This window comes from Nakamurella lactea DSM 19367, from assembly GCF_000426645.1.
In the GTDB taxonomy this organism is placed as follows: Bacteria; Actinomycetota; Actinomycetes; order Mycobacteriales; family Nakamurellaceae; genus Nakamurella; species Nakamurella lactea.
Genome location: NZ_AUFT01000015.1, coordinates 32451 through 47197, shown reverse-complemented (window position 1 = coordinate 47197; position 14747 = coordinate 32451). Strand labels below are relative to the sequence as shown.

Genomic DNA, 14747 nt, shown 5'->3' with positions numbered 1-14747 from the left:
GAACATCGATCAGGCGGCGGTCGGCTCGAGTGGGTCACCCGGGTGGTAGCGCCGACGCGGCCCGGTCGGCTTGGAGCGCGGGCGAGTGCCAGGTGGTCGTCGCATAGGGGCTGGAACATACGACGGCGTTCGGCGCGGCCGGATCGGCAACGCCCCAGCTGGCCGCCAGCCCATCGGCCAGCTCGGCGACGGAGCCCAGCGGCAGGCAGCCGGCGGAGACAGCGTGGCGCAACGCGAGGCTGAATTCCAGGGCGCTGCTGTAGAACGGCGTCATGGCCGCTGCGCGCCATGCGCTGGTGCCGGCCCAGGCGACCGCCCGTTCGATGGTGGTGACCGTCTCTGCGCAGCCGGGCAATCGCAGCAGTCCCATGGTGGCCAGCAGTGCCAGGGCGTTGGCGCCGACGGTGCAGTCCACCAGTTGGCCACCGCCGACCTTGCGATGCCAGGTCGCGAAGGCGCCCGGGACGATCCAGGCCGGCCCGGGCTGCCGCGGCCGGACGACGCGGTGAGCCGCTACCCCGAGACAGCTGATCCGGATCGCCGCCCGATCCGAAAGGCGCCCGGCGTGCCACAGCTCGAGTGTCATGATCGCCGTGTCGTCGACGTCCCCGCCGACGTCGGGCGCCCAGCTGGGTCGTTCGCCGGCCGGCCAGAAGCCGAAGCCGGCAGGGCCCGTCCGGCACGCCTCCAGCTGGTCGAGCCAACTCGGCGGCACGGATCGACCGGCCAGCCGGCGGGCGCGGACCGCCAGCGCCGTGACGAAACCGTTGTGATCGTCCCGGACCTGGTCGCGCTCGCGGCCGGGCAGTCGCACCACGCTCGGCAGCCCGTGCGTTCCCGCCGGCGCACCGGCAGGACCGGTCACGTCGGCCTGATACCGGCCTGACTCCATAGTTTTCCGTCCCTGCTCACGCCGACGCCGACGATGCCGAACCGCCACCTGCCATCCGGCTCGCCCGCGGCCAACGCGTTCAGCACGGCAACCGAACCAGGCGCGGCCGGCGCCCGGCGCAGCGCTGCCAGGGTCGCCGCGTCATCCGGGAACAGCGCCTTGGCGAAGGAGAACCAGCAGACGGCCAGCGGCTCGGCCCGTTCGTCCAGCACCATGCTGACGCCGGATGGTCGCGGCAACCTGGTGGTGCCGGCGAGCTCGGTGACGGCGGCCCACAGCACGGCGTCGCGACCGGTGATCGACTTCTCCAGTCCCCGGATCAGCGGCTCGTCCGGATCTGTCGTGCGGGTGTACAGCTCGATGGTGCCGTCGTCGTTGAGGCCGACCATCCGGCAGACCAGCCCGTGGCTGTGCAGCACCGGATGCAACCGGCCGGACGGTGGCGTGAGGCCGAGTCCGCGCACCGCGGCGGGAACCCGGAGTCCGGTGAGTTCCGCGTAGACCTTGCGGCTGTCGGGGCTGTTGCTCCGGTGGCGGCCGGCTGTCCAGGCGCCGAAGCGCAGCGGCATGTCGTGTTGCAGGGCGGCGGTCCGGTCCAGCAGCCGCTGCAGCGCAGGGACTCCGGTCGGCGGGGTGCGCGGCATCGAGGGACGATCAGCGATTTCACTGCCGAAGGCGGCGCGGGCGGCGATCACCAGCCGGTCCCGCTCCGCCATCTCCGGCGGGCCGCACTCGGCGATCCAACGGACGGCGGCGTCCTTCGAACTCCAGGCGAACTCCAGGCCCAGCCCGGTATTCGTCAGCCGGGAGAACCGGTCCGCCAGTTCCGGCCAGGCCGAGCCGTCGACCGGGCCGAGCGCACCGGCGATCGCCGCCGCCGCGCGTTGGCCGGCCGCCCGGTCGATGCGCGCCAGCCGGCGAAGTGCCATGCCGGCGGCCGCCATCGTGCGTGGCGCTGCCCCCGCAACGGACGACCCGGCGAGCAGGGTGGTCATCGCAACTGCACCAGGGTCTCGGTGATGTCCTGCCACGGCCGTTGGTCGAACAGCCCCGGCCCGCTGAGCGTCAGCCGCAACCGGTAGCCGGCGACCGCCGGGTCACGCAGGGCCAGGTGCAGCCGGGCCGGTTCGGTCTGCGTTCCCGGAATCTCCAGATGTGCCGTGCGGTGGTAGTCGTTGGCGTCGTCGTCGTAGGCGACATCCACGAACGCGGTGCTCACCGCCGCCGCGTCGAACTGCGGCACGAACACCAGGTCGAGGGCACCATCGAACATGTCGCCGACCAGCAGCGCGTTGTCCACCAACTCCTGCGCCTCGCTGCTGGCCGAGGTGCCATCGGTGAGGTGCTGGGTGATCCGGTAGCTGACGGATCGACCCCCCCCGGTCCGCCGGTCGCCGCGGATGCGGAAGGTGCCCTTCGGCTGCTCTCTGGTCAGCGTGACCAGACCCCGCGGCTCGGGCGTGGCGTAACCGGCGGCATCGAGCCGGACCTCCAGCGACGTCACGATGTCCCAGTCGACCACGCCCGCCTCGAGGACGATCTGCCGCAGATCCAGAAACTCGACGGGGTTCAGCACCAGGTCACGACGATCGGTGTCGGTCAACTGCACCTCGTAGTGCGAGCTGTCGGCGGCCCACTCGGACAGTGGGTCGAAGTCGTAGGCGATGGTGGCGTCGTAGGTCACGTCGCGGCGGGAGTTCAGCGCGATGGTCACCGACTTGGCCGCCAGGTCGCCTGACGTGAAGGTCATTTCGCGGTGCCGGAAGTCGTCCGGGGTGGCGGGGTCGCCATAGTCGATGGAGACCTGTGAGCGGACGAGGCCGAGCTCGGCGAAGTTGCTGGCGGGGCTGGCAGTGATCTCGAGCGTTCGGAAGAACGAGTCGTCGAGGTCGATCTCCTTGATCAACTTGGCGGTGTCGGTCAGGTCGCCGGCCAGCAGACCGAGGAAGCCCTGGGGCGCGACGACCCGCTGGGTGGCTTCTGACTTGCTGTAGCGGAAGGTGAGCTTCTTGCGCTCCTCCTGGTGCACGAACTTGAGTTTGAAGGCGATTGCCGTCTCGGTGACGGCCTTTGTCGGGTCGACAGTTGGTTTCGTCCCGCCGCCGCTCCCGCCGCTCCCGCCGCTCCCGCCCGAGCTCTTGTCGGCCGGCCGGGACAAGGTGCCCGTCCAGGTCTTGGCGGCGGTCGTCGTCGGCTGCCCGGCAGCGGCAGCGATGGTGACCACCCGTTCCACCGGGTCGCCGGCGGGGTCGGTGTGAGCACCCGGCTCGGCGGCCGCCTTGGTGTCCCCGTGCGCGGCCAGACCGCCGACCGCGCCACCGGACTGCATGACGATCGACTGCGCGACATCGAGCCGGCGCTGGGACAACGCCTGGTTGTAGCTGGCCCGGTCCTGTTCGGACTCGGCAATCTGGTGCTCGTGGCTGGCGTAGGCGTCGAGCTTGACGGTCTTGGGCGCCGGCAGCGACGCGAGCCAGGCGCGCAGCCGATCGCCGCCGCGCTCCCCGCCGGACCAGCTGGCTGCGCCCTGGCCGCCGGCCGGGGCGACTCCCGAGGCGTCCTGGAACCTGCTGTCCTGCACCGAGTTGTCCAGATAACGCTTCAGCTCCGGACACGGCGGATTGGCCGCCCAACCGGCGGCGGCCGGCTTGTCGAAGTCGAAGAACAGCTGGAACGTCTGGGCTGCGGGTGCCGGCGTGGTGGTGCCGGGCCAGGACACGGTGATCGGATGTGATGTCTGTGCCTTCACGTCGATGGTCACGGTGCCGTCGGCGGCGACGGTTGCCGGCTGCCCGTCAACGGTGACGGTCGCGCCAGCCGGCTTGACGGTGATCTTCTCGGTCTGCCCGCTGGTCGCCGGAGTGTGGGTGACGCCGAACCCGGCAGGCAGCGGCGTCGGGCTGCTCGCCGTCTGTGTCAGTGCCGCCGGCTGCTGGGTCGTGGTGGCGGGCTTGTCGTCCTTGGGCTTGTCGTCCTTGGGCTTGTCGTCCTTGGGCTTGTCGTCCTTGGGCTTGTCGTCCTTGGGCTGGTCCGGCAACGTGGTGGTGGCGGGGTCGGTGGCGAGCTTGCCGGGGGAGAGAGTCGGCTCGAACCACTTCGCCAGCAGGTCGTCCTTGAAGAAGTCGAGCGCCCACTTCTCCTGCTCGGCCTCGTCCGCCTCGCCGGTGAAGTTGAGCACCTTGATGGTGATCGCCCCGTTCTCCTTGAGCCACTCGAAGGCCGCGTCGATCCCGGCCTTCACGAACATGTACTGGGCGGAGATGCTCGCGCTGAAATGGTTGTAGATCATCTCGTAGTCGGCGGTGATCTCGACGTCGATCGCCGGCCGCATGGCCAGGTAATGCAGTTGGTAGACAACGCCTACCGGGGTGAATCCGTCCGACATCGCCGCCCGCATGATCGTTGCCCCCTCCTGCGAGAGCGTCAGGCTGAAGGCGGCGTTGTTCGCATCATCCATCGACGGCACGGACGTGCCGAGGATCGCCTCGACCGCATTGAAGGCGCCGGCGGGCGCCGGATCTGCATGGGTCCCGCCCGAGCCCTGCAGGTTGAAAGCGATGCATTGCACGCTGCCGCCGTCGAATGGCGGTTGGGTCAGCCGGGGCGTCGCCGTGACGCCCGGCTGGGCGGTCAGTTGCGAGACGATCCTGGATCTGGTGCTGTCATCCAACGTCGCGGTGGCGGTGAACATGGCGAACCCACCGCCGACCAGGCCGGCGTCGTTGACCTGCTTCTTGTACAGCAGCAACTGGAACGACGGGGCACCGGCCCGGCGGGCGAACGCCACGGACGGCGGCAGGTACCAGAACTGGTTGGGATCGGCATGATCGTGGAAGACCGAGGTGCCGTCGATGACCAGCGGGTTGGACAGGCTCAACATGGCGGGCTCCGATACGGTGGCCGGGCGGGTCGATCGCCGATCAGGCGACCGTGAGTTGCAGATCGAGGGCGTCCGAATCGGTCCAGTCGGTGGTCCTGGACATCCCGTTCTGCAGGATGATCTTGCTGCGGTACTGATAGCGGTCCCTTGTTCCATCGGCGATCGGGTACTCGAAGCGGCCGGTCTCGGTGCTGGCATCCAGCACGATCGTGTCGGCGACGCTGATCCCACCCAACGGGTCCTCGAAGCGCAGTTCGACGGTCGCCGAACGCATCTTTCGCTGGGTGAAGTCGGCCGGACGATGCACCGTGACGATCCGTCTGCCCTTCATATCCGGGCTGACGGTGATCCGGATGTCGTCGGTCATCGAGTCCGGCAGGACAACGGTCCGGCCGTCGGTGTACTGGAAGGTGACCGTGTAGTGAACCGTCACCTGGTTCGGGTCCCGCGGGGTGAACTCGAAACTCTCGGGTGCGGCCCCGTCCTGGAAGGTGAACGACTTCGCCTCGTGCACATCGGTGTCCTCGTCGTCGTAACGCACGTCGACGAACGCCGCGGCCAGGTCGGTCCACACGTGCGGCGGGGTGATCGCGATCGTCCGCCGGGACGCGGCGAACGGATCCCGCACGGTGACCGACTCCTCGGTGACATCCGACCAGTCGGTGGTCACGTCCGGCTGTCCGATGGCGAAATAGGTGATGCGTTGCTGGAACGTGGTTTTGCTGCGGTCCACCACGAACATCAGCCATGTGGAGTCCTGGGTGGTCTCAACGAACCGGAACTGATCCGTCTGGTTGATCGCGTTGTCCACGTCGACGTAGCGCAACTCGAGCAGGATCGAGGAGTAGTCGGTCCAGGCGATGCCTTCGGTTCGCACGTTGATCGGCCGCACCGCGAACAGATCGCGTTCGGGGACGAGGAGTTCCTCCGGTTCGGTGCACGCCTGCGGAGTCGAGGAGAAGCTGGCGGGGCGCTCGGTCGTGTCGACGTCGGTGAGGTTGACCTCGTAGGAGACCTGAACGTCCCGCACCACCGCGCCGTTTTCCAGGATGTTGGCCCAGTCGAACTCGGCCGTCCATTGCGGCGCCGTCAGGAAGGCGTTGGTGCTCTGGCCCCGGTAGTCGGCGTGCACATTGATCGAGGAGATCTGCGGAGCGGCCAGGCCGGGCGAGTAGAAGACCTTCAGGTGCCGCCGCTTGAACCACGGGTCGTCGATATTGACGCGTTTGACGAAGTCCGCACGCGGCCGGCCGCTGGCCGAGATCAGCGAGAGCACCTGACCGAGGTGGCCCTGCGGATAGATGGTGCGTTGCACGGTGGCGCGCTCGGAGAAGTTGACGTCCAGGTGCTTGCGATCGATACGCGTGTAGTCGGTGTGCTTGTAGGAGAACGACACGTTGTCCTGAGCGCCACCGCCACCGCCACCGGCGGCCAGGGCCGCACCCTGGGTGGCCAGCCGACCGATCGCGCCGAGCGCCTTCTCCCAGTCGCTCGGCTTCTCCGGCGTCCACGGCGGCACGCTCGGGGTGAAGAAGGCGTCGGTGATCATCTGCCGGACCTGGGCGATGGCCGCGCCGGCCCGGTCGACCACTGCGCTGCCGTCCTCGGGTACCAGCACGTCGGCGGTGAACTCGATCGCCCGTGATTCGACCAACTCGTCGACCACCGAGTTGATCTCGGTGGAGAACCACAGCACCTTGGCCGAGAAGCTGTCGTCCAGGTGCTTCTGCACCCGATCCCAGTCGATCTTCAAGTGCACGTTGTACGCCGGCCGCAGGCCGAGGAAGTCCAGTTGGTAGATCACCGCGATGGGCAGAATGGCGCCGTCGATGCACTGGTCGACGACGGTGAAGCCGGCCTGGTCCAACTGGACCGAGAAGCTCGCCTGGTTGTCGTTGTACAACGCCGGGTTGGTCCCCTGGTCGATCGCCAGCACGAACCGGGGATGACCATCGTCGACCGGGGTCGGCTCGCCCGTTGCCATACCGAGCAACTGCAGCCGGACGGTGCCGCCGACCAGCGGTACCGGCACCAGGTTCGGCCGGTCGAGCAGGTGCTCGTTGCTGGCGATCCGGCCGGCGATGGCGGCCCGCTGGTCCTCGTCGATGCCGATGTTGACGTCGAAGTCCAGGAAGCCTCCGCCACCGCTCTCGCCGGTGTACGCCAGCAGCAGGAAGCTCGGGTCGTCGGCGTCGGACACCGGGTTGTTGCGGGTGCTGAGCCGCGGCGTGCCGGGCAGGAAGTACCAGGTCTTCGGATCGATGTGGTCGGGGAACACCGACACCCCGTCGATGAAGGCGCAGCGGCTGTCCAGAAGTAACATCGCGGTCTCCGTCGGTTGGTGAGCTCTTGTCCCGCCGGGTCAGGCGGGCAACTCGGGGAAGATCGTCGTGGTCTGTGGTTCGGTTGTCGGACCGACAGTGGTGCGGGTGCCGTCCAGGCCGAACAGGGTCGCCGTCCAGGTGTATGTCTGCTGGGTGTGATCCTTGAGCGGGACGGTCCAGGTCTGCGCGCCGGGCGAGTCCGCCTTGAACGTCAGGTCCTTGCGCAGGTGCACTTCGTTGGCATCGTCGTCGTAGGACAGCGTGACGAGCGCGATCTTCAGCTTCGCCCAGTCCAGCAGTGTCGGGTCGACGGTGATCGTCAGATTCTGCTCGACCTTGTCGCCGACGGCGATGACGCCCGCGGTGGACGTCGTCGGCTCGATGTCGACGGTGGTGCCGTCCTTACGGCTGACGAACCCCGTGTAGCTGATGGTGCCCTTGGTGTCGTCGATGACCGGGAAGGACCACTGGAAGTCGGGGGAGTCCTTGCTGAGCACGAAGGAGGTCTGCTGCGTGTAGTCGTTGTCCGGATCGCTGTAGGTGGCCTGCAGGGTGATCTCGGAGATCGTGTTCTCCAGGTCGCCGGTGGCACGGAAGGTCACCTGCTTCGGGGCGCCGAACGGGTCGGAGACGCTGAGGGTCTTCGCGCCGATCGGGACGGTGCCCGGCTTGCCCTCGACCTCCCGGCCGTCCGTCAACGAGTAGGTCACCTGGTAGTCAAGAGCTTTCGTCCGTGGTGCGCGGATGATTTCCCTGACCTGGGCGGTGCTTGACGCCTGGATCAGGTTGATCGTCTTGTCGACCGGGTTCTCGCCGGCGTACGACAGGTGCACCTGGGCCCTGGCGACGGCGGTGAAGTCGATACCGTCCGGAGCGACGTCCAGCACGAGCACGCCGAGGTCGTCGACGTTGATGATCAGCTTGTCGCCGTCCTCGGTCTTCTCGGGCGAGGTGTAGGTGAAGGCGCTGCCCTTGTAGTTGACCGTGTAGGAATAGCTCACGTCCCGTTTGCCGTCGGTGACCAGCGACTCGAACTCCTCGGTCTGGTCGGGCTTGGTGAAGATGAATTGCTGGGTCTTCGCCGGGTTGCTGTGCGGGTAGGTCACCGTGACCACCACGCTGTGGATGGGCAGTAGCTCGAAGTCGGCGTTGACGCTGATGGTCACGCGCTTGGTGCGGAAGAACTCGTCGGCCGAGATCTTGGTGTAGTAGTCCTCCCATTTGATCGGCGTGCCCGCACCGTCGGTCAACGACGTCACCGACGGCAGCTGTCCCTGCGGCGACTTCTTGACGATGATCGACTTGGTCTGGCTGAACGAGACGTGCACGTCGCTGATCTGGGTGCTGCTGACTGTCCGCTTGACGTTCTCGAAGTCCTGGTCATCGGTGAGGGACTTGACGTTCGGGTCGACGTCGGCGGCCGCGGTGAGCAGGTTGCGCTCCACCGCGGCGGCCAGCTGCTGTTGGACGACGGCGAGCATGTCGGCGGACAGCTGGGCGTTCTCCTGCGGTGTGAGGTTCGGGTTGTCGATGCTGGTGCCACCGACGTCGGTGACCTCCGAGTTGTAGCGCGAGGAAGAGATCGTCTCGGTGTAGCTGTCCTCAGACCAGAAGTTGTCCTCGATGTCGACGCTCTGGAAGAACGAGTAGAACTTGCTGGCGAACCAGGTCCCCCAGGCCTTGTTGGGCGGCAGCTGGCCGAAGAATTCGAGGTTGTAGACGACCGTGATCGCCGAGTTCGCGCCGGTGGACAGCGTGTTCTTGAAGACGGCGGTGCCGATATCGGTGAGTTCCAGCGCGAAACTGGCGACGTTGTTGCCGTACAGGCTGGGCGTCGCGGCACCGTGGATCTTCTCCGCCAGCGCACCGCCCTCCTGCAGCAGCAGGCTGACCGTGCCGCCGGTCCAGTTCACCGGCGCGATCGTCACCTGCGGTGCCTGCTGGCCCTGGAAGCGCTTGTTGACCTCCTGCTGCAGGGCCGCGGTGATCTTCTCGACGATGTCGTCGGCGATGGACAGATCGGCCGAGAAGACCACGAAGCCGCCGAACACGTCGTCGCCCTGCACCCGCAGCTGTTCGTACTCGATGAATCGCAGTTGCAGAGCGCCGTTGGCCGCCTTCGCGAACGTCGGTGGTCCGGGGAAGATGTAGAACGTCGAGGCGCTGTCGGTGTCGCCATGGACCTGGTACCCCTCGACCAGTCGGATGTCGTCGAGCTTGAGCATGATCGTCCCTTCGGGCCGGTTGATGGGGCGTCCGCCGATCGGTCGGCGGCTTCAGATCCAGTCGGCGGCGTCGATGTCGAGCACGAACTCCACGCCGGGTGTCGGTGTCGGCGGCGCCGGATCAGTCGGATGCGAACCCTCGTGCCGGCCGGCCGACGCGGTGGTGGTTTGTCCTATCTGAGGGTCCGGATCCGCGTTTGCGGTCGCGGCGAATGGGGGATCTTCTCCGCCGTCCGGGGGATTCACCTCGTCCCGGTCACCGGCCGATCGGGCCGAGGAGTCGGTCGGGCGACCGCTGCTGGTGCTGCTGCTGGTCGAACTGCTGCTGGTGATGACGGTGCTGCTGGTCATGCTGATCGTCGTGCCCGTGACGCCGGCGGTGCGAGGGACGACGATGACCCGATAGCGGATGCGCAGTCGGTCGCGCCGGCCGGACAGCCCGGCCCGCACCTGTCGGGCGGCATCGGCATCCAGGCTCACCTGGAAGGCCGCGTCCCAGCCGATGGTGCCTGACGTGAACGACGTCGCGGCCGGCGTGTTGCCCTCGCCGATGATCAGCTCGGCGGCGGCCCGCCGCACCGGGACGACGGTGAGCGCGATCCGGTCGGCCGCGACCGACACGCGGTCGGCGAGCGATCGGCGCAGCGCGGTGAGCAGGTCCGGCCCGGCGAACAGGTGTGTGGTCACCGTCAGGTAGGCGATCGGTCCGGCCTCGACCACCGACAGCGACCGGCGGCCGTCCGGCAGCCGGACGACCTCGCCCGGCGGCAGGTACTGCCAGGCGGCCGGATCGTCGGTGGGGAACACCGTGATGCCGTCGACGACGGTCCACCCGCCGGCCGGCTGGCCCGGCCCGCCGGCGGTCATGGTGCGGTCACCGTCAGCGGGTCCCCGGCCGGGACGGGATCGGACCAGTCGGCGGCGCCGAGCAGACGCCAGCGGTAGCCGGTCGCGAAGGGCGAGCGGGCGAACCAGTGCGCGGTGTCTGAGGGCTTGGCCCTGGTCAGGTCGAGGCGGCCCCCGGCCGGCACCAGGTCGCGGTCGGCGTCCTGGCCGATGATCTGCACCCTGACCACGTCCTGCGTCGCACGGGTGAAATCCGCGGTCACCCGCACCTGCGCCGGGCCGGTGCCCGGGAACAGGAACGGGTCGACGGTCGCGGTGCCCACCGGCAATGGGGCCGTGGCCTGGTGGCCGTCGGCGTCGACAGCAGTTACCTGGAACCACTCCCGGCCGCGCACCGCCTCCGGCGGTGGCAGCACAAAGGTCGCGGCGGTGATCACGGCCGCGGCGGTCGCCCCGATGGCCCCGCTCGAGGTGATCGGGCTGTCGTCCCGCCGGTAGTCGATGGTCACCGCGCAGTCGTGCAGTGCGCTGTCCAGGTCGACCGGCACGACCCGCGCACCGAAGGCATCGGTACCGATGATCAGCTCGAGCCGGCGCAGCCCGGACCGGCCGGCCTCGTCCAGCGTTCGCGGCTGCCCGCTGCGGAGTTCGGTCTCCGAGTCCAGCAGGACGTACCCGGTGACCGTCCCGGTGATCGGCGCCTCCGGGGCGAGCCGGACCGGCACCGTCACCGTGCCGGCCTCGTCGAAGATCGGCATCTCGTCGATCGATTGCGGGCGCGCGGGCGGTTCGGCGGGGATCTGCAGGTGCGCGCCGAGCGCGGCGGCACCGATGATCGGCGCTCTGGCCGTGGTGCGGACGGTGATCCGCCGCCAGCCCGAGTCCAGCGCCGGCAGGTTGTGGACCGCGATCACCGCGGGTTGTCCGGCGCCCGTCGGTAGCAGCGCACCGGGATTGGCGATGACCGGGAAGAAGCGCGGGACGACCACGGCGTCCCGCAGGTCCTCGTGAACGACGCCGCCGGCGGCCGCCCCGGGGTCCAGTCGCAGTCGCACGGCGTTCTCGTCGGCCGTCGCGGCGTCGGCGGCCGCGGCGTCGAGGGGCGCGGGCACCGGTGTGCCGAAGCGGGCCACGATCCGGTCGACGACCGCCTCGGCAAGATCGGCTTGATCGGCTTGGTCGGCGGGGTTGGGGCCGCGCGACGGATCGGCCGGTCCGTTGCGGTTGCCGGGTGCGTCGGTGGTGAGACGGACGCCGAGGGACGCCGGGTCGGCCCGGCACCTGGCCACCAGATCTCCCCGGGTCAGTTCGCCGGTGGGCAGCGCGTCGAGGGTCAGGTCGATCGCCGCGGCGTACCTGGCACCGACGCCGAACGCCGACAGCACCGCGTAGGCGGTGAACGGGCTGGCTCCGGCCAGATAGCTCTGAACGGCCAACTCGGTCACGTTGGCGTCCAGGAGCAGAGTGCAGGTGAAGGACGAGGCGCCGGCCGGGTCCAGTGCGATCGGTACGCCGAGGCCGCCTGGTCCGGTCGTTCCCGGCTCCGTCATCCCTGTTGTCGTTGCCGGCACCGCCGCGTCGTCGGTGAACGCGGTCACCAGCGCGGTGCCGGCCGCCAGTGGTAACCGCTGCAGCCGGACGGGTGTGCCGAGGGCCGAAACGGCGGCCTGCTGGAGGTCGTACCCAGCGGCGAAGGTGATCGCCAGCACGCCGTACCGGGCGACGGTGTCGCCGAGGTCGGCGCTGTACTTGTCGACGCGCATACCTCCGGCGGGCGGAACGATCAACCTGACCGGCGGCAGATACCAGCCGCCGGGCCGATCGTAGGCCGCGAAACAGCGCACCCCGCCCAGTCTTTCGGGATGGTGCCAGTCGGGCAGGCCGGTCAGACCCGGGGTCGTCATATCACACCGGGACCACGAGAACGCCGGCGGATCCGGTCCGCCAGTCGGTGTCCGCGGTGGTCTCGCCGGAGGTGTGGATGACGGTCTGCCGGAATCGGTAGCGCCCGCCATCGTCCCGGCGCAACAGGACGTCGGCCAGCGGGACCGGGACGGAGGTGACGATCTTGCTGGTCGCGGCGTCCAGGACCGGCGCGTCGGTCCGGATGCCGTCGATCTCCACCACGACCGTCTCGACCGGGTTGCCGCCGCCGGCAAGTTTGGCCGGCGTGGTGATGATCGTCAGCGGCCGCGCCGACATCTGGTCTATCCGGCTGTCGAGGGTGACGGCGAGGATCGCCTCCGCGTCGGGCAGCACGGTGACGCCGCCGGGGTCGATGTCGACGGCGATCTCCCCGTCGCCGGGCAGCGCCGCGGCCGGTGTCAGCGTCGCTGCGCAGCTCGCCCCGGCGGTCAGGTCGGTCGGCAGCGCGGGGCCCTCGACGGTGCAGCCGACCGTGCTGCCGGCCCGGCTCAGCGTGATCAGAAGTGCGGTGATCCGCACCGGACTCTCGGTGGCATTGGTCAGGGTCACGCTCAATGCACCGTCCGCCGACGGGTTCGCCTGGTCTGCCGGCGCCAGTGCGGTGGTGAGGACCGGGCCGACTGTCTGGCCGAACCGGATGCTCACCGGTACCTGGTCCGGCGTGACCCCACCGGCCTGGACGGTCACCGCGCCGCGCAGCGCGTCGGCCACTACGTCGGTTGCCGCCAGCGCGGCGAACACGCTCTGGAACGCCGCGAACGGGAAGGTGGCCGACAGCGGGAACCCGTTCGCCAGGTCGATCTGCGGAGTCGCCAGTTGCGCCCCGGCCGGTAGTGCCAGCGACAAGGTCGCCGGTGCCTGCGCCGGTTGCAGAACCGGGATGGGCTGCGGTTGACCCTGCGGCGCAGTGGGAATGGCGGCGGTCAGCGCCTGACCCGCAGCTGCCAGCCGGGCGTCGTCAGCGAACGGTTCGAGGTGGACGGTGAGCTCCACGGTGGCGTCCTGGCTCTGCTGCCCCTGGTCGATGCCGAAGGCCAGGGCCGGGCGCAGCGGCGGTTCGTCGGTCCGGCCGAGCCGGAATTCGTCGGGCAGGTAGGAGAACACCTCTGGGCGGGCGTTGTCCTGGAAGTAGACGTGCACCCGACCGGCGTCGGTGTCCGGGTAGCGCACCTGGTGGCGGGTGAAGCCGGGCTGGGGGGAACCGGTTCCGCCGCCGAAGATCTCCGGGTGTACGGCCGGATCGAACCGCAGCGGGATCGATGAGACCGGAGCGAGGTCCTGGTAGCTGACGGCGGCCACCGGTTCCGCCGGCCCGGTCACGACCACCGGGCGGTCGCCGCGGATGGGGTCGATCGCGAACAGCCGCTCTGCCGCGCTCGTCGACAGCCACCCTGCCGTGCGGTGATCTCGGACGATCCGGGCCGCGACGCCGACCTGATCGTCGGTGATCAGCCCCAGAGGCTCGCCGGCAGCCGCCTCGCGGGCAACCCGGAACGACCTGCTCGACAAGAAGTGGGCGGTGCCGCCGGTGATGTCGCGGGCGCGGTCGGCGGCTATCCGTGTGGCGAGCTGATCGGTAGTCACCTCACCGGTGGCCGCGGCTTCTGCGCTCGAGGTGTCCACCGCGGTGGTGAGGTCGATGACGGCGGCCGGCACCGACGTCCAGTTGGTGATCCATTCCGGGTGCGGATCGTCGTCCGGGTGCACCGGGATGAGCTTGTCGGGTTCCACCGGGACGAACTGTTCGGGCGGGACGAGTTGGTCGGTGACTGCCAGGTTTCCCGCCTCCAGCACCGTGATCCATCTGGTCGGGACGGGCTTCGTCCCGCCGGTGGATACCGGCACGGCGACTGTTGCGCTGCGGGTCAGCTCGAGTACGGCGCCGACGTCCGACCGCATGGCCCACAGGATGGCGTCCTTCTCCTCGAGGGTGACGGCGAAGCCCACGGTCCAACCCCCGGCGTCCGGTGTTACCTCGGTGGCGGTGTGCACGCGGGTGATCGGCGTCGAATACTGCAGCGCTGCCGTGATGGCGACGGTCAGTGCGGTGGCGGATCTGGCGGCATCACCGAGTTCCGGAGCCGGGAACGGCTCGACGCCGAATCTGACGGTCCAGCGGCCGTCCGCCGATGGCTGGATCCGCACGTCGTAGGCCTGCTGCGAACTGCGCAGCCGCAGCCGTGGCAGGTAGTAGGTCGTCCGGTCGGGCGCGGTGAAGATCATCGTGTCTGCCGCCGGCGCGGCCGGCGCCACCGGATGGGCGCTCTCGGCGGCCGGCACCGTCGCCGGCCGTGGCCGCCAGCGAGAGGGGCGGCGGGCGGCAATGATCGCCGAATCGGTGCGGGTCAGCCTGACCGCGTGCAGCCTGGAGGCCAGGGGTGATGTCTGATCGGGCACGGCGGCTCCTGCCGATGAGTGCGCCGACGGCTCTGGGATGCGCGTCGTCCGTCAGCCAGAAGAGGGCCGGGCGGGCCGACCGGATGCACCGTCACTGCTGCGGCTCACCGCAGCCTTGGCGACGGCGCCGCAGCCGGCCCGACCGAGTCCTTGGGTTCGCTGTCGACCCGCGCCGGGGAGTCATCCTCCGAGTCGGCGGGTTGGGGTGCGCTTTCGGTGGTGCGGCGGGGAGGAACGCTCCGAGTCGGTCGGTTGGG

Annotated in this window: 8 protein-coding genes; all 8 read right to left on the bottom strand. The window is 69.3% G+C overall.

Going from position 1 to position 14747, the window contains the following annotated elements; genetic code table 11:
* Nucleotides 1–34: 34 nt before the first annotated feature.
* From K340_RS0114585 to K340_RS0114550, 8 genes are read right to left on the bottom strand one after another with little or no spacing between them, the layout of a single operon-like run.
* The gene (locus tag K340_RS0114585) at nt 35–892 is read right to left on the bottom strand and encodes a hypothetical protein (protein ID WP_029137256.1); all 858 of its coding nucleotides are present in this window, start codon (nt 890–892) and stop codon (nt 35–37) included.
* Entirely contained in the window at nt 862–1887 is a 1026-nt protein-coding gene (locus K340_RS0114580) for a hypothetical protein (protein ID WP_154674271.1), read from the bottom strand. Before K340_RS0114580 ends, K340_RS0114585 begins: the two co-directional genes overlap by 31 nt.
* The gene (locus tag K340_RS37040) at nt 1884–4772 is read right to left on the bottom strand and encodes a hypothetical protein (protein ID WP_029137254.1); all 2889 of its coding nucleotides are present in this window, start codon (nt 4770–4772) and stop codon (nt 1884–1886) included. The genes K340_RS0114580 and K340_RS37040 overlap by 4 nt, the downstream gene beginning before the upstream one ends.
* Nucleotides 4773–4812: 40 nt before the next feature.
* A complete protein-coding gene (locus K340_RS0114570) occupies nt 4813–7095 on the bottom strand; it encodes a hypothetical protein (protein WP_029137253.1) in 2283 nt (760 codons plus the stop codon).
* Nucleotides 7096–7134: 39 nt separating this feature from the next.
* Nucleotides 7135–9321 (bottom strand): hypothetical protein, encoded by a 2187-nt coding sequence (locus K340_RS0114565; protein ID WP_029137252.1) that lies wholly within the window; start codon nt 9319–9321, stop codon nt 7135–7137.
* A 51-nt stretch (nt 9322–9372) separates the two neighbouring features.
* Nucleotides 9373–10188, bottom strand: coding sequence for a hypothetical protein (locus K340_RS0114560; RefSeq protein ID WP_029137251.1), 816 nt, complete (start codon nt 10186–10188; stop codon nt 9373–9375).
* The gene (locus K340_RS0114555; RefSeq protein WP_029137250.1) at nt 10185–12071 is read right to left on the bottom strand and encodes a hypothetical protein; all 1887 of its coding nucleotides are present in this window, start codon (nt 12069–12071) and stop codon (nt 10185–10187) included. The genes K340_RS0114560 and K340_RS0114555 overlap by 4 nt, the downstream gene beginning before the upstream one ends.
* Nucleotide 12072: 1 nt before the next feature.
* Nucleotides 12073–14490, bottom strand: a complete 2418-nt coding sequence (locus K340_RS0114550; protein WP_154674270.1) for a hypothetical protein — start codon at nt 14488–14490, stop codon at nt 12073–12075.
* Nucleotides 14491–14747 lie beyond the last annotated feature (257 nt).